The organism is Bacteroidia bacterium, from assembly GCA_041391665.1.
Taxonomy (GTDB): Bacteria; Bacteroidota; Bacteroidia; order J057; family J057; genus JAGQVA01.
In genome coordinates this window covers 805365-826883 of sequence record JAWKNO010000001.1, presented here as the reverse complement: position 1 = coordinate 826883, position 21519 = coordinate 805365, and the positions used below count along the sequence as shown (strand labels likewise).

Annotated in this window: 29 protein-coding genes and 1 tRNA gene; 11 read left to right on the top strand and 19 right to left on the bottom strand. The window is 44.4% G+C overall.

The genetic code is table 11. From position 1 onward, the window contains the following. Nucleotides 1-97: 97 nt before the first annotated feature. The 4 genes from R3D00_03485 to R3D00_03470 all read left to right on the top strand — a co-directional run bounded on the left by R3D00_03485 (nt 98) and on the right by R3D00_03470 (nt 2927). Nucleotides 98-892: a thymidylate synthase gene (locus R3D00_03485; GenBank protein ID MEZ4772219.1), complete on the top strand. Its 795-nt coding sequence runs from the start codon at nt 98-100 to the stop codon at nt 890-892. 111 nt (nt 893-1003) lie between these two features. Further along, complete coding sequence (locus tag R3D00_03480; protein ID MEZ4772218.1) at nt 1004-1876, top strand: DUF58 domain-containing protein; 873 nt, start codon at nt 1004-1006, stop codon at nt 1874-1876. Further along, nucleotides 1873-2805: a hypothetical protein gene (locus tag R3D00_03475; GenBank protein ID MEZ4772217.1), complete on the top strand. Its 933-nt coding sequence runs from the start codon at nt 1873-1875 to the stop codon at nt 2803-2805. Before R3D00_03480 ends, R3D00_03475 begins: the two co-directional genes overlap by 4 nt. A 48-nt stretch (nt 2806-2853) precedes the next feature. Further along, nucleotides 2854-2927: transfer RNA gene (locus R3D00_03470), tRNA-Ala, on the top strand. A 98-nt stretch (nt 2928-3025) separates the two neighbouring features. On the opposite strand, the gene R3D00_03465 is transcribed toward R3D00_03470, so the two are convergent. Continuing rightward, nucleotides 3026-3982, bottom strand: a complete 957-nt coding sequence (locus R3D00_03465) for an aldo/keto reductase (GenBank protein MEZ4772216.1) — start codon at nt 3980-3982, stop codon at nt 3026-3028. Between the two features lie 209 nt (nt 3983-4191). Between R3D00_03465 and R3D00_03460 the strand changes: the two genes are divergently transcribed. Both R3D00_03460 and R3D00_03455 read left to right on the top strand, forming a co-directional pair. Then, nucleotides 4192-4758: an AAA family ATPase gene (locus R3D00_03460; protein MEZ4772215.1), complete on the top strand. Its 567-nt coding sequence runs from the start codon at nt 4192-4194 to the stop codon at nt 4756-4758. 108 nt (nt 4759-4866) lie between these two features. Further along, nucleotides 4867-6642 carry an SGNH/GDSL hydrolase family protein gene (locus tag R3D00_03455; GenBank protein MEZ4772214.1) on the top strand — a complete coding sequence of 592 codons (1776 nt, stop codon included), beginning with the start codon at nt 4867-4869 and terminating at the stop codon, nt 6640-6642. Here R3D00_03455 and R3D00_03450 read toward each other — a convergent pair. Beyond that, a complete protein-coding gene (locus tag R3D00_03450; protein MEZ4772213.1) occupies nt 6639-7409 on the bottom strand; it encodes an energy transducer TonB in 771 nt (256 codons plus the stop codon). The genes R3D00_03455 and R3D00_03450 overlap by 4 nt on opposite strands. A 213-nt stretch (nt 7410-7622) precedes the next feature. Between R3D00_03450 and R3D00_03445 the strand changes: the two genes are divergently transcribed. Next, nucleotides 7623-8198, top strand: coding sequence for an isoprenylcysteine carboxylmethyltransferase family protein (locus tag R3D00_03445; GenBank protein ID MEZ4772212.1), 576 nt, complete (start codon nt 7623-7625; stop codon nt 8196-8198). A gap of 149 nt (nt 8199-8347) precedes the next feature. Further along, nucleotides 8348-9229: a TonB family protein gene (locus R3D00_03440; protein ID MEZ4772211.1), complete on the top strand. Its 882-nt coding sequence runs from the start codon at nt 8348-8350 to the stop codon at nt 9227-9229. A gap of 52 nt (nt 9230-9281) precedes the next feature. Here R3D00_03440 and R3D00_03435 read toward each other — a convergent pair whose 3' ends face one another. From R3D00_03435 to R3D00_03425, 3 genes are all read right to left on the bottom strand, one after another. Further along, nucleotides 9282-9929, bottom strand: coding sequence for a bifunctional nuclease family protein (locus tag R3D00_03435; GenBank protein MEZ4772210.1), 648 nt, complete (start codon nt 9927-9929; stop codon nt 9282-9284). Nucleotides 9930-10038: 109 nt separating this feature from the next. Further along, nucleotides 10039-11013 carry an electron transfer flavoprotein subunit alpha/FixB family protein gene (locus R3D00_03430; protein ID MEZ4772209.1) on the bottom strand — a complete coding sequence of 325 codons (975 nt, stop codon included), beginning with the start codon at nt 11011-11013 and terminating at the stop codon, nt 10039-10041. Between the two features lie 28 nt (nt 11014-11041). After that, complete coding sequence (locus R3D00_03425; protein MEZ4772208.1) at nt 11042-11782, bottom strand: electron transfer flavoprotein subunit beta/FixA family protein; 741 nt, start codon at nt 11780-11782, stop codon at nt 11042-11044. A 58-nt stretch (nt 11783-11840) separates the two neighbouring features. Here R3D00_03425 and R3D00_03420 point away from each other — a divergent pair, with 58 nt between their 5' ends. The 3 genes from R3D00_03420 to lipB all read left to right on the top strand — a co-directional run bounded on the left by R3D00_03420 (nt 11841) and on the right by lipB (nt 13519). Continuing rightward, nucleotides 11841-12164: a tetratricopeptide repeat protein gene (locus tag R3D00_03420; GenBank protein ID MEZ4772207.1), complete on the top strand. Its 324-nt coding sequence runs from the start codon at nt 11841-11843 to the stop codon at nt 12162-12164. Between the two features lie 62 nt (nt 12165-12226). Next, the gene (locus R3D00_03415) at nt 12227-12805 is read left to right on the top strand and encodes a NifU family protein (protein MEZ4772206.1); all 579 of its coding nucleotides are present in this window, start codon (nt 12227-12229) and stop codon (nt 12803-12805) included. 9 nt (nt 12806-12814) lie between these two features. Beyond that, a complete protein-coding gene (lipB, locus tag R3D00_03410) occupies nt 12815-13519 on the top strand; it encodes a lipoyl(octanoyl) transferase LipB (protein ID MEZ4772205.1) in 705 nt (234 codons plus the stop codon). Nucleotides 13520-13572: 53 nt separating this feature from the next. Here lipB and rplQ read toward each other — a convergent pair whose 3' ends face one another. The 14 genes from rplQ to rplF all read right to left on the bottom strand — a co-directional run bounded on the left by rplQ (nt 13573) and on the right by rplF (nt 21515). Continuing rightward, nucleotides 13573-14160: a 50S ribosomal protein L17 gene (rplQ, locus tag R3D00_03405; GenBank protein ID MEZ4772204.1), complete on the bottom strand. Its 588-nt coding sequence runs from the start codon at nt 14158-14160 to the stop codon at nt 13573-13575. 98 nt (nt 14161-14258) lie between these two features. Next, complete coding sequence (locus R3D00_03400) at nt 14259-15245, bottom strand: DNA-directed RNA polymerase subunit alpha (GenBank protein MEZ4772203.1); 987 nt, start codon at nt 15243-15245, stop codon at nt 14259-14261. A gap of 70 nt (nt 15246-15315) precedes the next feature. After that, nucleotides 15316-15912 (bottom strand): 30S ribosomal protein S4, encoded by a 597-nt coding sequence (rpsD, locus tag R3D00_03395; GenBank protein MEZ4772202.1) that lies wholly within the window; start codon nt 15910-15912, stop codon nt 15316-15318. 114 nt (nt 15913-16026) lie between these two features. Further along, on the bottom strand, nt 16027-16413 hold the full coding sequence (gene rpsK, locus R3D00_03390; protein MEZ4772201.1) for a 30S ribosomal protein S11: 387 nt from the start codon (nt 16411-16413) through the stop codon (nt 16027-16029). A 40-nt stretch (nt 16414-16453) separates the two neighbouring features. Beyond that, nucleotides 16454-16831 carry a 30S ribosomal protein S13 gene (gene rpsM, locus R3D00_03385; GenBank protein MEZ4772200.1) on the bottom strand — a complete coding sequence of 126 codons (378 nt, stop codon included), beginning with the start codon at nt 16829-16831 and terminating at the stop codon, nt 16454-16456. A gap of 12 nt (nt 16832-16843) precedes the next feature. Then, nucleotides 16844-16960, bottom strand: a complete 117-nt coding sequence (ykgO, locus tag R3D00_03380) for a type B 50S ribosomal protein L36 (GenBank protein ID MEZ4772199.1) — start codon at nt 16958-16960, stop codon at nt 16844-16846. A gap of 46 nt (nt 16961-17006) precedes the next feature. Next, a complete protein-coding gene (infA, locus tag R3D00_03375; GenBank protein MEZ4772198.1) occupies nt 17007-17225 on the bottom strand; it encodes a translation initiation factor IF-1 in 219 nt (72 codons plus the stop codon). A gap of 11 nt (nt 17226-17236) precedes the next feature. After that, nucleotides 17237-18028 carry a type I methionyl aminopeptidase gene (map, locus tag R3D00_03370; GenBank protein ID MEZ4772197.1) on the bottom strand — a complete coding sequence of 264 codons (792 nt, stop codon included), beginning with the start codon at nt 18026-18028 and terminating at the stop codon, nt 17237-17239. 6 nt (nt 18029-18034) lie between these two features. After that, a complete protein-coding gene (gene secY / locus R3D00_03365; GenBank protein ID MEZ4772196.1) occupies nt 18035-19378 on the bottom strand; it encodes a preprotein translocase subunit SecY in 1344 nt (447 codons plus the stop codon). Between the two features lie 5 nt (nt 19379-19383). Then, nucleotides 19384-19833, bottom strand: a complete 450-nt coding sequence (gene rplO / locus R3D00_03360; protein MEZ4772195.1) for a 50S ribosomal protein L15 — start codon at nt 19831-19833, stop codon at nt 19384-19386. 4 nt (nt 19834-19837) lie between these two features. Further along, on the bottom strand, nt 19838-20023 hold the full coding sequence (gene rpmD / locus R3D00_03355) for a 50S ribosomal protein L30 (GenBank protein MEZ4772194.1): 186 nt from the start codon (nt 20021-20023) through the stop codon (nt 19838-19840). A gap of 33 nt (nt 20024-20056) precedes the next feature. Further along, nucleotides 20057-20575 carry a 30S ribosomal protein S5 gene (gene rpsE / locus R3D00_03350; GenBank protein MEZ4772193.1) on the bottom strand — a complete coding sequence of 173 codons (519 nt, stop codon included), beginning with the start codon at nt 20573-20575 and terminating at the stop codon, nt 20057-20059. Nucleotides 20576-20581: 6 nt separating this feature from the next. Continuing rightward, a complete protein-coding gene (gene rplR / locus R3D00_03345; protein ID MEZ4772192.1) occupies nt 20582-20944 on the bottom strand; it encodes a 50S ribosomal protein L18 in 363 nt (120 codons plus the stop codon). 10 nt (nt 20945-20954) lie between these two features. Beyond that, complete coding sequence (rplF, locus tag R3D00_03340) at nt 20955-21515, bottom strand: 50S ribosomal protein L6 (GenBank protein MEZ4772191.1); 561 nt, start codon at nt 21513-21515, stop codon at nt 20955-20957. Nucleotides 21516-21519: the final 4 nt, after the last annotated feature.

Below are 21519 nucleotides of genomic sequence, written 5' to 3'. Positions count from 1 at the left end.
GTTTGTCCGGTCAGGTGAATGTACAACCAAACCGACAGATAATTTATTAGTTTTGATGTACGAAATAACGGATTTCAAAAGACTAAACCTATTTCGAATGAAGGCATATCACGACCTGCTACGACATGTTTTGGAAAATGGTACAGACCGGGGCGACCGCACAGGCACGGGCACCCGAAGTGTCTTTGGCTACCAGATGCGGTTTGACCTCAGTGAAGGGTTTCCCCTCGTCACTACCAAAAAAGTACACATGAAGTCGATTATCCACGAGTTGTTGTGGTTCCTCAAAGGCGATAGCAATGTTCGTTATCTTCAGGAAAACGGCGTGCGAATCTGGAATGAATGGGCCGACGAAAATGGAGAACTCGGCCCGGTGTATGGTGTGCAGTGGCGTTCTTGGCCCACACCTGATGGCCGGAAAATCGACCAGATTTCAGAAGTGGTTGATATGATCAAAAATAAGCCTGAGTCACGCCGCCTTATCGTCAACGCCTGGAATGTAGCTGAAGTGGAAAATATGGCGCTCCCTCCCTGCCATACCATGTTTCAGTTTTACGTGGCAAATGGCAAACTCTCCTGCCAACTTTATCAAAGAAGTGCAGACCTTTTTCTGGGCGTACCTTTTAATATTGCCTCTTATGCGCTGCTCACAATGATGATGGCGCATGTAACCGGCCTCCAACCCGGCGATTTTGTCCACACTTTTGGCGATGCACATATTTACCACAACCACTACGATCAGGTAAAACTTCAACTCAGCAGGGAACCCAAAAAACTTCCTGTCATGGAACTCAACCCGGAGGTAAAATCAATCTTCGGTTTCAAATTTGAAGATTTTCAACTCAAAAACTACCACCCGGATCCCGCCATCTCTGCGCCTATCGCGGTTTGATTGTAGCTCTCGTTGGCTTCGAGAACCTCAGCCAACGAGGTTCTCGAAGCCAACGAATTTCTCTCAGCCAACGAAATTCCCGAAGCCACCGAAAAAAATACAAACTGAATAATGAAAGAAATCCTTAAAAAAGTACGACGCCTGGAAATCAAAATCCGCAAAATGGTGGAAAATACCTTTGCGGGTGAATATCAGTCGGCTTTTAAAGGTCAGGGATTGGAATTTGATGAAGTACGCCCCTACCAATACGGCGATGATATTCGCACGATTGACTGGAACGTTACCGCAAAAACCGGACAGGTATATATCAAACAGTTTCGCGAAGAACGGGAACAAACACTGTTTGTACTTTTTGATGTAAGCGGTTCCGGTGATTTTGGGCCAGCTGAAGAAAATAAGCGCCTGATCGGTATGGAAATCGCTTCGATTCTCTCCTTCTCCGCCCTGAAAAATAATGACAAAATCGGGCTGGCAACATTCTCCGACCGGCTGGAAAAATATTATAAACCCAATAAAGGGCGAAAACATATTCTGAAAATCGTGCGAGGCGTGCTGACACATGAAAATAAAAGCGAGCAAACCGATATTAACTTTGCCCTCGATTTTGTCAAACACACGCTCCGAAGAAGAAGTATTCTGATCATCATTTCTGACTTTCTGGATGAAGACTACGAAAGGTCGCTGATCCAGGTCAGCCAGAAACATGAGGTTATCCTGATCCGGCTTTTTCATCCCAATGAGGTTTTTCATATGGGAACAGGAACCATCCCTGTGATCGATATCGAAACCAACCGCCAGCGCTGGCTCAATGCCGGGGATGTAGGTTATCGCAAACAACTCAACGAAAGTTTCAGCCGAATTGACCAGAACCTTCAGGATATTTGCAAAAGAAATAAAATCGGCTACATTCCCATTAACACCAAAGAGGACTATATCCCTGAGCTGGAAAAATTCTTCAGACAGCGGAACCGTAGAAAAGTATGAAAAAACTGCATGTACGATATGTAGCCTTTGCTGCTTTTTGGTGCCTGATCCTGCAATTTGTGGAGGGTCAGACGATCCGTGCAAATCTCGAATTTGCTACCGATACAATGGCGATTGGAAGACCGGTCGTACTGCGAATGGCCATCGAACATCCGGAGGGAAGCGTGGTGGTTTTTCCCCGCGATCCGCGGCTATTTGCGCCTTTTGAGTTTGTACGCGCTGATGCAGAGCCTACCCGTACCGTCAATCAGGTTTCCTGGGATGTCGTCAACTACACCCTTCGAAGTTTCGAATTATACCCCCGCCAGGCCGTTAATCTGCCTTTTATCTGGATATCGCAAAAAGATTCTATAAAAGAATATATCACCAGCGACACCATTCGCCTTGTAGAGCGAATTGCAGAAGTAACGGATGACCTTCGTTACAAAAATGGCGGGGATATCATCGGGCTTCAAGACCCGCCCAACTATATCATCATATTTGGGATTATTCTCGCGACACTTTTTGCGCTTGTGATTATCGCTATCCTGTTGAGAAAGCCGATTCAGAGATACCTTACACTCCGCCGGATTCAACAGGAATGGGGAGGAATCAAACGACAGATTCGCCGGCTGGAACAAATGCAGGATCAGGCAAAAGTACTGGATGAGTTAAATCTGCTATGGAAAAAATACCTTGATCCTGACGATACCTACGCGCTTCGTACCAAAACCACTACGGAGCTGAGAGAAGATATCAGCCGTATTCAGGGATTTTCCATAGAGCAGCAGAAAGTGCTCATTCAGACAGCTCTTACCGGCGACCAGGTTATATATGCAGGGGAAGTAATAGAAAAACCGGAGGTACTGCGAATGATTACAGAAGTCCGGAATATCCTGGGGTATGCCTATGAGCGGAGAAAACGCAAAATGAAGGAAGGAAGTTCTTGAAGAGATGTTGGACGTTAAGAATTAATATTTTACATTTGTGCTCACAATGGGGCATTAGCTCAGTTGGCTAGAGCGCGTGACTGGCAGTCACGAGGTCAGCGGTTCGACTCCGCTATGCTCCACAAGAAATCAAAAAACCCCGGTAAAATATTGCCGGGGTTTTTTGTTGGAAAAATTTTATTTGCCGGCAAAATCCGACTGGCATGATTCCATACTTCTTTCAGTACCTTTCACCCACTGTTACTGAAGGCAAATGTTCTTCAATAATTGCCAAATCCTTTTCCGTTAACACCACATCGAATGCGCCGAAATTTTCTTCGAGACGGTGAATACTTTTTGTACCCGGGATAGTGGTAATTTCATCATTCTGGCTCAGTATCCATCCCAGGGCAACCTGTGCTTTCGTTACCCCCTTGCTTTGTGCAATCCGGTCAACCACCTCAACAAATTTTAAGTTTTCCCTAATCGCTTCGTCTGTAAAACGAGGATTGCGAAGTCTAAAATCTCCTTCTTCAAAATCCGCACGGCTTTTAATCGCTCCTGTCAGAAAACCTCGTCCCAGCGGACTGTATGCGACAAAGGTGATTCCGAGTTCCTTACAAACATCAAAAAGTTCTTTCTCCGGCTCACGGCTCCAAAGGGAATATTCTGTCTGGAGGGCAGTAATGGGGTGAACCGCATGCGCACGGCGAATGGTTTCAGGGTCGGCTTCAGAAAGACCAATATATTTTACTTTTCCCTGACTCACCAGATCAGCCATTGCACCCACAATTTCTTCAATCTCCACTTTGGGGTCTTTCCGATGCATATAATACAAATCAATCGCCTCTATACCCAGATTCTGAAGGCTTTGCTCACATGCCTGCTGAATGTATTCAGGTTTGCCGTTGATTCCGAGAAACTCCCCATTGGGGCCACGCATCACGGCAAATTTGGTGGCTAAAATCACCTCGTTCCAATGTCCTTTAAATGCTTTCCCCAGTAAACGTTCATTTGCTCCCCAGCCATACATATCAGCCGTATCGAAAAAATTGATCCCCAGATCAATGGCTTTGTGCAAAGTTTTGATGGATTCCCCCTCATCAAAAGTGCCATAAAACTCTGACATCCCCATGCAACCAAGGCCTATTCGATTGATATTAAGCGTACTGTGTCCTAAAACTGTAGTTTTTTTCATTGTTTTTGTGTTTTACTCCGGAAGTTTCCTGATGTATAAAGATTCGGTTTCCTTCAAAATCAGGATATTTAAATCTCCTGATTTTTTTCCAGCATCCCAAATATTATGATGCCCTCGCTTTTATCTCCTGTTCGTGAGATTTAGATAATTTTCGGTTGGTAATCCCAAAATTATCCGATATTTCTGGGTTTGCACCCCAAAAATATCCAATGATAAGGCAACGCCACATTAACTCACAGATTATCAGGCATATACCTGGCAAACGACATGCGATCATAACGGGTGCCCGGCAAGTGGGGAAAACATCCATCCTCAGATGGTTATTTGAAAAACTTACTCGTGAAAATAAACAGGTATGGTATCTTACATTTGAAGATTATCGGATCCTTGACAGTGTAAATCTGCACCCTTCAAAAATATTCGACCATATTCCGGTTACACCTCCCACTACGCTGCAACAAACCCTTGAACACCCTATTTACCTTTTGATCGACGAAGTACAATACGCTCGAAATCCGACTAATTTTCTGAAATTTATTTATGATCAGTACGAAGGCAATGTAAAAATCATTGCTACCAGCAGTAGCGCATTTTATATAGACAGAAATTTCATAGACTCACTGGCGGGAAGAAAGCGGATTTTTAACCTATCCTCCCTCTCGCTCGAAGAATACATTGAATTTCAAGCCCGACCAGATAAAGTTCTGGCGCACAAACGATCAGAAAGAGGTGGATTTTATGGTAGAAGAGCAGTTCGAAGAAGGAAAAGCATTTGAGATAAAATGGCTAAAAGAAAATTTCAATCCAAAAAAATATAGCAAATTCACCGAAACATATCCATCTTTTAAACTTAGCTGTCTCGATTCCACTCAATTTCTGAACCTATGAAACCTCGCGCTGCTTTTTTCCCGATTCTGGTTTTCCTCACCCTGTGTTTTTCGGCTTCCGCTCAGTCTGTCGGCTTCCGCTGGTGGAATCCCGCCACTGCCGGATTTCCGGTCGTTGAAGGTCAGGCCTGGCCCGGCGAAGTAGCCAAAACCTATGACAGGCTGCCGGCCCGGGCAGAAAAAACAGCAAGAACCGACGTGTGGAACCTGTCCCGTCATTCTGCCGGGCTGATGATCCGTTTTTTTTCCAATTCTTCCGACATCCGCGTGCGTTATCACGTCGGCCCGAATCTGCAAATGCCGCATATGCCTGCCACCGGTGTAAGTGGAGTGGATATGTACGCGATTGACGCTGAGGGAAAAGAGCTTTGGTGCCACGGGAAATATTCCTTTGGCGATACAATCTCCTATGTGTTTGACGGGCTGCGCCCCAATGATAGTTTTCATAAGCGAGGCCGCGAATACAGACTCTACCTCCCGCTTTACAATTCGGTGGAATGGCTCGAAATCGGCACGGCTGACACGGCGATTTTTACCCCTTTGCCTGTGAGACAGGACAAACCAATCGTGATTTACGGGACATCCATCGCCCAGGGCGGCTGTGCTTCCAGGCCAGGCATGGCGTGGACAGCTATTCTCAGCCGGAAAATGGATCGTCCGCTCATCAACCTCGGTTTTTCTGGTAATGGTCGCCTGGAACCCGAAATTATCAGCCTCATCGCCGAAATTGATGCAAAAGTTTTTGTCCTTGACTGCCTCCCCAATATGGTTCCCAGCCGGTTTTCTGACGAAGAGCTCCGCAGCAGAATCATCACTTCTGTTCGCACCCTTCAGCAAAAGCGACCTGGTGTGCCGATTCTCCTGACGCAACATGCAGGCTATACCGACGGGCTTACGGTGCCTTCCCGCGAAGAGGCTTACACTGCGGTCAATGCTTCCCTCGAAAAGGCTTTTTCTCAGCTCAAATCAGAAGGGGTAAACAATATCTATATGCTTACACGCGAAGCGCTGGCACTCGAACTGGACGGAACCGTAGATGGTACGCATCCCAATGACCTGGGGATGCTCAGCCATGCCAACGGGTATGAAAAATCACTCCGGATGATTCTCAATGAACCGGTTGGCGATTTCGCCACAACTCGCCCGGTTACCCAATACCGCGAGCCTGATAATTACGACTGGCAAACACGGCATAGGGAAATACTGAAACTCAACCACGAAAAACCACCCCGTATCGTGTATATGGGCAATTCTATTACTCACTTCTGGGGCGGAAACCCCGTCGGTCCACGCCGTACAGGTGCCGACTCCTGGGACAAATACCTTGAGCCATTGGGCGTACGCAACTTTGGCTATGGCTGGGATCGGGTGGAAAATGTGCTTTGGCGCGTATATCACGGCGAACTGGACGGCTACAAAGCTGAAAAAGTCATGATTCACATTGGCACCAACAACCTCCATTTGAATTCAGACGAAGAAATTATCGCGGGAATGGAACTGTTGGTAAATGCTGTAAAAACGCGCCAACCTCAGGCAGAGATACTTCTATTTGGGACCTACCCCAGACGAAACTATGACCAGAGGGTGGCGGGATTTAATACAAAACTGGCGCAACTGGCCGGCAAAATGAATGTCGGTTATGCAGACCCCGGCAGTGTCCTCCTAAATTCAGAAGGAACTATTGAAGAATCATTCTTTTACGACGGGCTTCATCCCAATGCAGAAGGATATCGCAAACTGGCCGTAGCAATCGCCACATTACTAAAAAATTAAAGCGAGAATACTACCGGGATATAGGCAGCCATGGCCGTTTTTCTTCCCTGCCTTTCTCCCGGTTTCCATCTGGGCATCCGGTTGCCAAGCCGCAAGGCTTCTTCATCGCAACCATATCCCAATCCTTCAACGATGGAGACATCCGTGATTTTCCCGTCGGCTTCCACCCATAGGCGGAGTAAGACTTTTCCTTCTACAGACTCTTCACTTGCAGCAATCGGATAGCGCAACTCACGTTGAATAAACTGGTTTAAAGCTGTATTTCCACCAGGAAATGCAGGAAGTTGTGCGCCAAACAAAGACATTCTGGCCTGTTCTGGAGAAAGCTGTTCAATCCTTTTTTCAATTTTTTTCTCCTGACGGGCTTTCTTTTTTGCAGATTTTGACGCCTTGATTCCATCCGGCTCCGAATCCGTTTTAGTTAGCGGAATATCCCATTCGGTAAGAACTTCAGAAAGGTGGGAAGAGAGATTGGGTTCGTCTTTGGCTTTCACTTCAACGAGCGTATCCAACATATCCCGGAGTGAATCCAAACTTAAAACCTGAGAAAAATCAGAATCCTCAGGATAAAAAAATGTATAGGCATAATGGGTAACAGGTTCAGTCCAGACGATTTCCGTCTTCCGGAGATCATTGAGCCTGGAAAGAATCATTCCTCCCATAAAAAGCCATACACAAACTTCGGCAATCAGCAAGGCAAGTCTCCGCTTTTCCTGTTTTTCTTTTTCGCGGATAAACTGGTGAATGTTTAGTGTTTCGGGTCTCATAATATGAGCAGCACAATAAAGAATGATTAAAGTGGGCGTTTGTTTTTAATATTATGAAATAAGTAAATTTCAAAATCCAAACTAAATCATTTACATTCAATCGCCTTCCGCCAGTATTGAATGGTCATTTCGCTGGTTCGAACTGCCTATATCTGCGGGTAAATGGTTTTCGCAAATAGGCAATTTTCGGAGTTTTACTTATATTTCCCGTCTATGATCATATTAATCAGTCTTTGGCTGGGCTTTTATTGTATGCATAGCCTGCTTGCTTCTTCCCGGGTAAAAGAGTGGGCAGCACAGCGAACGGGGAGATTTTACCGCTACTACCGGCTGGGTTATAATGTTATTTCCCTGGCTGGATTTGGTGCCATTGTCTGGATTCAGGTTTTTATTCCGGACATTGAGCTTTCTCCCCGCTATCCATGGTTGTTCTTTGGGGGAATAATTGTGATGGTCAGCGGGATGGTTACTGGTTACATAGCTTTCTCTCAGTATGATTCAGGTGAGTTTTTTGGATTCAATCAAACCCAACAACATGAGCCGCCCAAACTCGTTACTACCGGCCTCAACCAATACGTGAGGCATCCGCTCTATTTTGCGACCATTCTAATCCTCACTGGGTACCTCATGATTTCATTTACCGCCAATACGATGATTTTTGTGGTGATTTCTTTTCTCTACCTGATTGTCGGTACAATCCTCGAAGAGCAAAAACTGGAAAAAATCTTTGGCGAAGCATACAAAACCTACAAACACAAAGTGAAAATGTTTATTCCGTTTATCATTTGAAGATATTTCCCGTATAAGTCTTTACAGAATCCAACAAATTTTGCAACTTACTGTGTTTATTTGTGGAATTTAGGACGTTTTGCAATCTTTTGTCTGAATGCCTGTCTTTTTTGTAACACTACACAGGCGAGACAAACAACAACAGGAATATGATAACACCAGAATTGGTCGCCGAGGAAAAAAGAAATGAAAAGATCAGCGGAGTCGCTACTTTCATTATTATTGTGACCCTCCTCTTGCTAAGCCTGATGTGGACGGCTTACAGAAACCGTGTACCACCTCCGGGAGCAAAAGAATATGAAGTATTGGGCGCCATCGATTTTGGCGATTATAAAAATGGTAGTAAACGGGTGAATAATTTTCAGCCTGCCGTACCTGATCCGGTACCTACCCCTCCTCAAACGTCAAAACCGGTTCAACAACCTGTGGTAGCAGAACCTGCGCCCACACCCAAACCTCCGGTAGTGACCAAAGCACCATCTCCGGTTACCCAGCCAGAACCCCCAAAGGTTAAACAACCCGATCCCAAACCCACGCCTCCCAAAACCGTTACACCGACCAAAGAGGAACCTAAACCGGAAACTAAGCCTACCACTACCCCAACCAATACCAACTCTCAGGAAAAGCCAGAACTGACTTTCAACAATAATACCGGACAGTCCGGGTCGAACCAGGGTAATTCTGATAATGGCACTGGCAATGCCGGCACACCTAACGTAAAAGTACTGGATCCCAATGGTCTGTACTCTTTTGGTACGGGAGCCGGTGGTGGCCTGGAAGGACGAGCTCCGCTGTCTCTGTCCGAACCACAGTACACCGTGCAGGAAGAAGGGGAGCTGCAGTTTGAGTTTGTGGTGGAACCGAACGGCTCTGTTTCTTATGTGAAGTTGGTAGGGGTTACCAACAAACCCGGGTTAAAAGAAGCGGGAATCAATGCGATCAAAAAATGGAGATTCAGCGCACTGCAGCCTGGGCAGCCGCAGACAAGACAAACGGTACGGGTTACGATTAAATTTAGACTGAAGGGATAACACCCTAAAAGATATAAAAAAAGGCTGCCCTGATTAAAGGCAGCCTTTTTTTTTAGTCGTCGCTTAGTCGCTTGATCTCGTCTCTGATCCGAGCTGCTTTTTCGTAATCTTCGGCAGCCAGCGCTTCATTCAGTTGTGTCTCCAGTTGTTTGAGTTTTTCCTGAGAGGAAACACTCTGGCGTTTTACAGGAGGCGTGCGTTCTTCTTCAACGGGTTCTGACTTTTCAATTTCCGCCAGCGAAAATTCACCTTCTACATCTTTGTATTTATTTCCGGAGCCGGAATCCTCTTCATCAATGACAATCCCCGCTTCCCGGAGAACATTTTCATAAGTATAAATAGGAACCTTAAATCTTACACCAATAGCTACGGCATCACTGGGACGACTGTCTATATCGTGAATTTCCCCATCCACTTCCATTATTAGCTTGGCATAAAATATTCCCTCACTCAGGTCATTGATAATTACTTCAAGAAGATTCAGTTCAAAATGGCGGGCAAGGTTGTAAATCAGGTCGTGCGTCATTGGGCGGTTGGTCTTGATATTTTCAAGTTCAAGCGCAATTGCCTGTGCTTCAGCACCACCAATAATGATAGGTAAACGTCGGTTACCGTCACTTTCCCCTAAAACCAACGCGTAATGCCCAATCTGCGAATGACTGGAAGACAAGCCAATTATATCTAATCGAATTTTTTTCACCTATCAGGGTTTTAAACTCTGTTGCCAAATTTATAACAAATTCACTCCTAACCCAATCTAATATCTTATTTGAAATTTTCCTAGCTGATAACCATCTGAAAAACAGTTATTAACCAGCTATTTTCACCCTTTTTATTTCTTCTATTAAACGAGGAACTACCTCAAACAGATCTCCGACGATTCCGTAGTCTGCAATTTTGAAAAAGGGTGCTTCCGGATCTTTATTGATCACAATGATATTTTTGGAAGAGCTTACACCTGCCAGGTGTTGAATCGCACCGGAAATCCCGATGGCAATATATACATTGGGGGCTATCTGAATACCTGTCTGTCCTACATGTTCATGATGCGGCCTCCAGCCCATATCCGCAGTAGGTTTGGAGCAAGCCGTTGCCGCGCCCAGGAGCCCTGCCAATTCTTCAATCATTCCCCAGTTTTCGGGGCCTTTCATTCCTCTTCCTGCTGAAACAACTACGTCGGCTTCAGTCAGTGAAATACCCTCAGATGCTTTCACCATTTCCTTGACCACTACGTCCAAATCCTCGCTTACCGGACTGTAGCCGCCTTGTTCAATATTACATGGTACCGGGTGTTCTTCCACCGTGTAACCATTTGTTTTCACAGTTATAACCATTTTTCCCGGATCTGATTGGAGTTCTTCAACCCCTTTACCGGAATAGGTAAATCTGCGGGAATCAAATCCATTGGCGTGGTCGGCAAGACTGATTACTCCCGAATACGCCGTTGCGCCTAGTCTTACGGCAATTCTGGGGGCAATTGCACGACCATGGTAAGTTTGGGACATGACCACAACATCTGCACCTGTATCCTGAGCAGTTTTACTGACTGCTGCGGCAAATGCAGAGTTAACAAATGCATCGAGGCGGGAATCACCGACTTTATATACAGTGGACACACCATAAGTCCCCAGCTTCACCAGTTCGTCATCACTTACCTGACCGACCGAAACGGCAATTAGTGAAGTCCCCATCGACTGAGCAAGATGATAGCCATAAGTGGCTGCTTCAAAAACCGGTTTTTTAAATGTACCGTGTGTGTTTTCTGCAAATAATAATACTGGCATGTATAGTAGGTTTTGAGGGGGTCAATAATCAGATCAGTCCTTTTGTTACGAGTGCATTTACCAATCCGGAGACATCATCAGTGGCAAAATATTTACAAGACTCTTTTGCCGGGGGGTAATCAAACCTCACCGTCCTGATATGTTCAGTTGAAGCGGTGGGACTGATGACGGCAAGAGGTTTGTTTCGTGCAGCCATAATTCCGCGCATATTGGGAATACGCCATTCAGATATACCTTTTTGGCAACTGATCACCACGGGAAATTTTGTCTCAACCACTTCATATCCACCGTCAACTTCACGATGCAGCTTTGCGGCATTATCCCCGGAAAGCTCCATATAAGTAGCATAAGAGATAAATGGCGTACGCATATGCTCGGCAACCATACCCGGTACCATTGAACCATTAAAGTCTATGGATTCTTTACCCGTAAAAATTATTGAAAAATCTTTACCTTCAGCATAGTCAGCAATTTGTTTAGCTACAAAAGCTGAACTGGAAGGCTGGGCGTCAATTCTCACTGCGGAGTCGGCACCTATAGCCAATGCCTTTCTGAGTGTAGGCTCCACTTCCGGCCCGCCCACACAAAGGACTGTAATGTTAACGGTTTTCCCTGCTTCGCGTAAGTCAAGGGCCTTACTCAAACCATATTCACAATATGGGTTAATGATATAAGTTACGCCAGTTTTGTTAAGCTTACTTCCGTCCGCCTCAAACTGAATCTTTGTAGTTGTGTCGGGAACATGGCTTATGCACACTAAGAGCTTCATAAATTGGTCGGAGTTAAAATTTTTGCAAAATTACAAAGGAATATCTATTAAAAAAACTATGATACCTCTCAGACTCAAACAACTACTGGGGTTTCTTGAAACTGCGCCAGAGGATTCTTTTACCTTGTATTCTATTGCATACGAATATCTTACTCTGGGGGAGGCAGAAACTGCAATAAAATATTTTGAACAGCTAAAATCACTTCACCCCGAATATATTGGCACTTACTATCATTTAGGAAAAACATTGGAAAAAATGGGAAACAAATCTGCTGCCTCAGAGGTATATCAATCTGGAATTGTTATCGCCCGGAAAATAAAGGACCGGCATGCACTGGCAGAATTACAGACAGCCCTGAATGATTTACTATTTGACGATTAATCTCAACGGTTGTATTTAGGCTATCTATTTTCCTTATCTTTGTGCTCCCATAAAAAATCAATATGAGCCGCAAGGTACAATTACATATAGAGGGTGTTCCAAATCCAGATGCGATCAAGATTGTACTGGAAAATGGAATCCTCGTTGACAAACCCTACGAATTCAGTTCTCTGGCTGAAGCAGAATCCTCCCCATTGGCCAGGAGACTGCTGATGTACAGATATGTGAATCGAGTAATGCTCAATCATAACTATATTACCATTCTCAAAGATCCGAAAAACAATACATCCTGGCAGGATATTCTGTTTGAGATCAGAGCGATGATTCAACAGCATCTCGAAAGCAACCAACCGATTATCTATATTGGCTCGAAGGCCGTTGAGCACGTAAGCTCTGAAGACGTAATTGTAGAAATGGTTCGGGACTTGTTGGATAAACATATTCGCCCCGCAGCTCAGGAGGATGGCGGCGATATTGTGTTCGAATCTTATGCAGATGGTGTATTGAACCTTACCATGCACGGAGCCTGCCATAAATGTCCTTATGCGAGCCAAACGATGAAGGATGGTGTGGAACCCCTCCTTACTCAATTAATGCCGGAGATCAGAAAGGTAACCGCTACAGGGAATAATGTATTATAGCTTCGGGGAATGAGACAACCCGTCATATATCAGGATCTTCAACAAATAGACTATCAGACAGCCTGGGATTTGCAGGAATCTCTCCTGCAAAGAAATGTAGCATTAAAACTGGCCGCAGGCAAGTCTTCTGTTCCCGAACAAGTCGATACACTTCATCACCTACTGTTTTGTGAACACCCGCATGTATACACGCTGGGAAAAAGCGGCAATCCGGAAAACCTGCTGATTGACGAAAAAACACGCGAAGAAAAAGGGATTTTATACTACAAAATCAACCGTGGAGGGGATATTACCTATCATGGACCCGGCCAGATCACAGGTTATCCAATTTTTGATCTGGAAAAGTTTCGTACGGATATCGGTTGGTATCTGCGCAATATGGAAGAGGTGATCATACGTCTTTTGGCAGATTTCGGGTTGGAGGGAGGTCGTATTGCGGGTGCAACCGGCGTATGGCTCGATATTCAAACAGATCAACCAAGAAAGATATGTGCAATGGGTGTCAGGTGTAGCAGATGGATCACCATGCACGGGTTTGCCCTGAATGTCAACACAGACCTGTCCTATTTTGAACATATTATTCCATGCGGCATCGACGATAAGGGAGTAACCTCTCTTCACAAAGAGATGGGACGGGTAGTGCCAATGGATGAAGTCAAAAAAATGCTGCTTCAGCATTTTGCAGATATATTTGACTTAACCTACTCCAAATAAAAAAGCGGTTACAGATATCTGCAACCGCTTTATGACTATAAGGTAACAACCTTTTATTTTTCTTCTTCGTCCGATGATTCTTCAGAAGTTTCATCCACTACTTCTTCCGTTATTTCTTCGGTTTCTTCAGCGACCGTTTCAACAACTTCTTCAGCATCTTCAAACACTTCGTTTACTACCGGAGTTTCAACCACAGCAGAAGTTTCTTTACCTGCACCACTACCCGACTTTCTTCTGCGTTTTTTGCGCTTGCTGCTACCGGCAGCTTTTTCTGAGGCAAATTCGCTAAAGTCGACGAGTTCGATAAACGCCATTTCGGCATTATCACCAGGTCTGTTGCCAATCTTCAGAATACGGGTATACCCGCCTGGACGATCGCCTACACGATCTGCAATCACCCCAAACAACTCTTTTACAGCTTCTTTATTTTGAAGATAAGAGAAAACTACACGACGAGAGTGTCCAGAGTCACTTTTTGCTTTGGTAATCAAAGGCTCTACAAATTTACGGAGCTCTTTTGCCTTAGCAAGCGTAGTAGTGATTTTTTTGTGCTCGATGAGCGAGATAGCCATGTTATTCAACAAGGCTTTTCTGTGGGCGGCTTTGCGCCCGAGGTGGTTAAAGGTTTTTCCGTGTCTCATTGTTATTAGCTTTTTGCCAGGCCAGGGGCATTCCATTCCACCGAAGGAGGAGGGTCATATTCCCTTGGGCAATGAGTTAATTAAAAAATTGATATATATTAATCTTCGTCGAGTTTGTATTTAGCGACTTCCATCCCAAAACTGAGACTTTTGTCAGCAACAAGCTCTTCCAGTTCTGTCAGAGATTTTTTACCAAAATTTCTGAATTTCAGCAGGTCTGCAATATTGTAGCTTACCAGATCACCGAGAGATTTGATATCCGCAGCTTTCAGACAGTTAAACGCACGAACCGAAAGGTCAAGTTCAGACAGTGGTGTTTTCAGGAGCTTACGCATCTGAAGATAATTTTCATCCACCTCATCTTTCTTTTCGGGCTCATCTGATTTCAGCGTTATGCTGTCGTCGGAGAAAAGCATAAGGTGACGGAGGAGAATGTTAGCACTTTCCTTCAACGCTGATTCGGCGTCGATCGTACCATCCGTTTTAACCTCTATCTCGAGTTGTTCGTAGTCTGTTTTTTGCTCAATCCGGTAATCATCCACCATATAGCGAACATTGCGGATCGGGGTAAAAATAGCATCAATCGGAATATCTCCGATGGGGGCATTGGGGGTTTTATTGTCTTCTGCAGGAACATAACCACGACCTTTCCCCACAGTAAGCTCAACGTCAAACTGCGTTTTAGGATCGAGGCGAGCGATGACATGAGAGGGGTTTGTAACCACGAATGCTGCAGTATGATCTGCAATATCCCCGGCTGTAAAGACCTCTTTGCCACGTACAGAAACAAATATTTTAGAATCGCCGTCAGCAACTTTTTTCAGTCTGACGCCTTTGAGGTTGAGGATGATCTCAGTAACGTCTTCAACAACGCCATCAACAACTGAGAATTCATGATCAACACCAGGAATCTTCACGGAAGTGATAGCATATCCTTCCAGAGAAGAAAGAAGCACTCGTCTCAAGGCATTCCCTACCGTGATACCATACCCACGCTCTAAAGGTCGCAAGAGAAATCTGCCGTAAAAGTCATTTTCCTTTTCCAGAACAACTTTTTCCGGCATTTGGAAATTAAGTAGTGCCATACGGTGTTTACCTTTCTGTTTATGAAATAATGAATAAAATATAATCAGAGCGAACTTAGGATTCGAAGGATTACTTCGAATACAATTCAACGATCAGCTGAACATTAATATTCTCAGGAATAGATTCTCTGTCAGGGTAGTTCAGGAATACTCCTTTAAATTGTCCAGGCTGTACATCAAGCCATGAATAACGAGCACTACGGCCTGCATTCTGGCTGATCACTTCAATGTTTTTGCTATTTTCCCGGATAGAAACTTCATCACCTGGTTGGAGGACGAAGGAAGGGATATTAGTTACTGTTCCATTTACCATCACATGCTTGTGACTGACGATCTGTCTGGCAGCACGACGGGTAGGAGCGAATCCCATACGGAACAGTGTATTATCAAGACGAGCCTCCAGCATCTGAAGGAATACCTCACCTGTTACACCTTTTTTACGTGAAGCTTTATCGAACGTATTTCTGAACTGACGTTCAAGCACACCGTAGGTGTATTTGGCCTTTTGTTTTTCAAGAAGCTGAACTGCATATTCAGAAACTTTCTTCCGGCCACGACCATGTTGACCTGGACCGAATTTTCTACGGTCTAAAACCTTGCTGGAACCAAAGATGGGCTCCTTAAATCTTCTGGCTATCTTACCCTTAGGGCCTCTGTATCTTGCCATTTTTTTATATGCGTTTTTAAGTTTAAGTTTTGAGTCGAAGATCTCCTATGAGACCCCTTCGGGGTTTTGAGTTCAGTCCAACTCAAAACTAATCACTCAAAGTTCAACATTTGACTATACTCTTCTTCTTTTGGGAGGACGGCAGCCGTTGTGTGGCAGTGGAGTGATATCCTTGATAAGGGTAATATCGATTCCCACAGCATTTACAGCACGGATGGCAGACTCACGACCAGCACCTGTACCTTTTACAAAGACTTCTGCTTTACGCAAGCCCATATCATATGCCCTTTTTGCACAGTCAGTTGCTGCTACCTGCGCAGCATAGGGCGTATTTTTTTTGGATCCACGGAAGCCCATCTTTCCAGCTGCAGACCAGGAAATTGTATTCCCTGCAAGGTCTGTAACCGTTACAATAATATTGTTGAAAGACGAGGATATATGAACCTGACCCACTGGCTCAATTTTCTTCTTTTTCTTAACTATTTTGGTCGCTTTTGCCATAGTTGATTGAATATTTTGTAGGATTACCCTAAACAATTACCTATTTGGTGACCTTCTTCTTACCTGCTACCGTCTTACGTTTTCCTTTACGTGTTCTGGCATTGGTACGTGTACGCTGTCCACGGAGTGGTAGGCCTTTACGATGACGAAGTCCCCGATAGCAACCAATATCCATCAGTCGCTTGATATTGAGCTGAATCTCGGATCTCAGCGCACCTTCCACTTTAAACTCCTCAACGATAATCCGGCGGATTTTGACGATATCATCGTCAGACCAATCCTTTACCTTTTTATCCTGGCTGATCTCGGCTTTATGAAGAATCTTAATAGCCGATGTTTTGCCAATACCAAAAATGTAGGTAAGTCCTATGACTCCTCGCTTGTTTTTGGGTAAGTCTACACCTGAAATTCTTGCCATGTTCCTTTACAATTAACCTTGTCTTTGTTTGCACCTGGGGTTCTTCTTGTTGATCACATAGATCTTCCCCTTGCGGCGGATGATTTTGCAATCCGGGGTTCTTTTTTTGACCGATGCTCTAACTTTCATCTCTCGTTTAGTTGTGTTATCCTACAATAGAATAGGACAAACGTTTTTATTTATATCTGTAAACAATTCTTCCTTTACTAAGATCGTATGGCGGTATTTCAAGCGCTACGCGGTCTCCGGGAAGGATTTTTATATAATACATACGCATTTTCCCTGCAATATGAGCGAGTAACTCATGTCCATTCTCCAACCTTACGCGAAAGGTTGCATTCGGTAGCGCTTCTACTACTTCGCCATCAACTTTTATAGGAGCTTGTTTTGCCAAAATCTTTGTTGTTAATTCTCAATAAACTCAAAGGTAGATAAAATTTCTGCTTTATTCTTCCTAATTACCACACAATGCTCATAATGAGCGGATGGCAACTTGTCCGTAGCAAAAACTGTCCAACCATCCTTGGCAATTTTGATGAACCGTTTTCCCATATTGATCATTGGTTCAATCGCAATTACCATCCCATCCTTCAGCAATGCACCCGTCTTACGCTTACCGTAATTAGGAACTTCCGGTGGCTCATGAAGATTTTTTCCCACACCGTGTCCAACCATTTCCCTTACCACACTGTAACCATAAGTCTCAGCATGGCGCTGAATAGCATTGGAAATATCACCGACACGATTTCCCTCTATCGCCTTTTCAATCCCCATATAAAGCGACTGCTTGGTAACTTCCATTAACCTCCGTTTTTTCGAAGAAACTTCTCCGACAGCAAAGGTATATGCAGAGTCACCATAATAGCCGTTCATGAGTACACCGCAATCTATCGAAACCAGATCTCCTTCCTTTAATAATCGGTTTACACCAGGCATTCCATGTACTACTTCTTCATTTACAGATACACACAGTGTATATGGAAACGGAGAGTCCCCAAAACTAGGGCTGTAATCCTTGAATGCAGGAATTCCTCCATGATCTCTGATAAACTCTTCAGCAATCTGATCCAATTTAAATGTATTGGCACCAGGTATAATATGCTTTTTGAGTTCTCCTAACGTTTTCCCTACCAGCAAAGAACTTTCGCGAATCAATTCAATCTCCTCAACCGATTTATAAGTCACCTGATCACTCATGATCTATTATACAGCAAGCCCTTTTCTGCTACGCCCTTTCACTCTTCCACTCTGCATCAATCCATCGTAATGGCGCATCAAAAGGTAGCTCTCTATTTGTTGCAATGTATCCAAAACCACACCAATCATAATCAACAGTGTCGTCCCTCCAAAAAACTGTGAAAAACTTTGAGATGTACCCATTGTCATCGCAATTGCAGGAAAGATTGAGACAAATGCCAGGAACACAGATCCAGGAAGTGTAATTCGGGAGAGAACCGTTTCTATGTAAGCAGCTGTCCTTTTTCCGGGTTTCACACCTGGTATAAAACCGCCATTACGCTTCAACTGATCTGCAATTTCATTCGGATTCACAGTAATTGCAGTATAGAAGTAAGTAAAGGCGATAATCATTAAAAAGAAAATCACATTGTACCACAGTCCGTTGAAGTTACCCAATACAGATGCAACACCTGTCAGAGACTCTGCTCCGGAAAGTTGGATAAGGGTTGTCGGCAGAAACATAATTGCCTGAGCAAAAATGATAGGCATAACCCCAGCTGAATTCACTTTTAAAGGAATATATTGACGGGCTGCGTTTCCACGCCCCAATTGTCCGATCCTGTTACCCATCATTTGGCGGGCATAGTTTACTGGGATTTTTCGGGTAGCCTGTGTCAATGCAACTACAGCCATAGTTACAAGTCCGAGTGCCAAAATCTCAATGAAGAAAATCATCGGAAGTGTGGATCTGGCCTCATTGATCAGGGTGGGCGGGAATCGGGAGATAATACCAATCATAATGATCAGAGAAACTCCATTCCCAATACCATTATCTGTTATACGCTCACCAAGCCAAACTAAAAACATAGTACTGGCGGTAAGAATACAGACAGTAGTAATCCAGAAGAAAGTAGTCGATAAACCGGCTGCCGCTCCCGGGAACTGTCCCTTTAAGTAGACCACATAACTGACTGCCTGGCCGAGGGTAATCGCTACGGTAAGATACCGGGTAATCTGGTTCATCTTCTTCTGTCCGCTTTCTCCTTCAGACCGGAGTTTCTGGATAGAAGGAAGCACAGCTCCCAGCAACTGCACAACGATTGATGCAGAGATGTATGGCATGATCCCTAATGCCAGGATAGAACCACGTGCAAAGGCTCCTCCAAGGAACACATTAAAGAGATCCAGCAAATTGCCGCCTGCACCAGCATTGCCAAAGTTTGACTGTAACTCACCGGAGTCAATACCTGGAAGGATAATAAAGGTTCCCAACCGGTAAACTGCCAGCAGCAACAGGGTGTACAAAATCCGGTTTTTCAGTTCCGGAATTTTGAAAATGTTTCTTAGCGTATCGATAAGGGCTTTCATCTAATCTAAGCTTCTGTAGCGGTTCCTCCTGCGCCTTCAATGGCTTCTCTGGCGGACTTACTAAATTTATTCAACTTAACCTCTGCCTTGATATTCCATTCACCTCTTCCCAACACTTTTACAAGCGTCTGAGGAGATGAGATAAGACCGTGTTCAACCAGTAAAGTATGGTTGATCTCTGCTCCGGGATTTGCCACTACGAGTTCCTGTAACGTATCAAGGTTGATCACTTTGTATTCAACCCTAAATGGATTTTTAAAACCAAATTTAGGAACCCGACGTTGTAGGGGCATTTGTCCACCTTCAAACCATGGACGGAAACTATATCCACTCCGGGATTTTTGTCCTTTGTGCCCGCGGGTAGAGGTTCCACCTCTTCCTGAACCCTGACCGCGACCTATGCGTTTCCGGGTTTTCGTTGCACCTTGTGCGGGTGATAGTGTGTGTAGCTTCATATAATTATTCCGTCTCTACGATTTTAACCAAATGAGTCACTTTTTTGATCATGCCCAAAATTTGCGGGGTACATTCCTTTTCCACAGTTCGGTTGATCTTTCCGAGTCCCAAAGCTACGATCGTAGCTTTTTGGTCTTTCGGGCGGTTAATGGTACTCTTAACCTGGGTTATTCTCACTTTGGGATACATGATTTCTAATTATTCTTTATTAGGCCTTCCTGATTAGCCATTAAATACTTTACTCAACTCAATACCTCTGCGTTTGGCGATATCATGCGGCATACGCATACCTACCAAAGCCAGAATAGTTGCTTTCACTACGTTGTGAGGGTTGGAAGATCCAAGGCTTTTTCCAATCACATCCTTTATCCCAGCGGCTTCAAGAACAGCACGCATCGCACCACCGGCGAGAACACCTGTACCTTCTGCTGCGGGACGAAGCAGTACTTTTGCAGCCCCAAATTTAGTGAAAGAATTGTGAGGTATTGTTCCTTTCAGAATATTCACCTTCACAAGATTCTTTTTAGCATCATCTACGCCTTTTGCAATTGCGTCTGTAACTTCATTGGCTTTTCCCAATCCAAACCCAACAATGCCATTTCCGTTGCCAACAACTACAATTGCACTGAAGCTAAACCGGCGGCCACCTTTAACGACCTTTGCCACGCGCTTAATCTTAACTACCTTTTCCTGTAGTTCGACGTCGCTACTTTTTACTCTTACTTCGTTAGGAATATTCATAAGTTCTTAAAAGTTTAGCCCGCCTTCGCGTGCGCCTTCAGCCAATGCTTTTATTCTTCCGTGATACTTAAACCCACCACGATCAAATACTACCGCTTCAATTCCTTTTTCTTTTGCAAGGACAGCCAGCTTTTTACCAACTTCTTTGCTTTGATCTGTTTTGGAAAGCGGCTGCAAATTTAAGTCTTTTACCCGAGAAGAACAACTCGCCAGGGTATGCCCTGCCTCATCATTAATAATTTGGGCATAAATCTGCTTATTGCTCCGGAAAACAGATAGCCTTGGCCGTTCTGCCGTGCCATTAATCCTGGTGCGCAGTCTCTTTTTAATGCGTATTCTGCGCAGAGTTTTATTCGCCGTCTTTGACATTTTCCTTCAATTATTTCTTCTTACCTGCAGACTTACCTGCTTTTCTACGAATATCTTCACCTACAAAACGGATTCCTTTTCCCTTGTAGGGTTCGGGAGGTCTCATTTCGCGTATTTTAGAAGCAACCTGGCCCAGCAACTGCTTATCAATAGAAGTAAGCGTAATTTTGGGTGCCTGTCCCCGAAGGGTTTCAGTCTCTGCTTTAATCTCAGGTGGCATAATCATTGCGATAGGGTGAGAATAACCCAATGAAAGCTCCAGTAGATTGCCTTTAGCTTCAGCCTTATAACCCACACCGATAACTTCCATTTGCTTTGTGTAGCCTTGAGACACACCTGTAACCATGTTGTTGATCAGGGAGCGATATAAACCGTGCAGAGCTTTATGCTGTTTCAGATCCGAAGGCCTTCCAACCACAACGGTTCCATTCTCAACCTTTACAATCATTTCCGGATTGATCTTCTGCTGCAATTTTCCTTTAGGTCCTTTCACCGTAAGAATATGAGAATCGCTCAATTCAACGGATACACCAGCAGGCAGAGAGATCGGTAATTTTCCTATTCTTGACATGGGT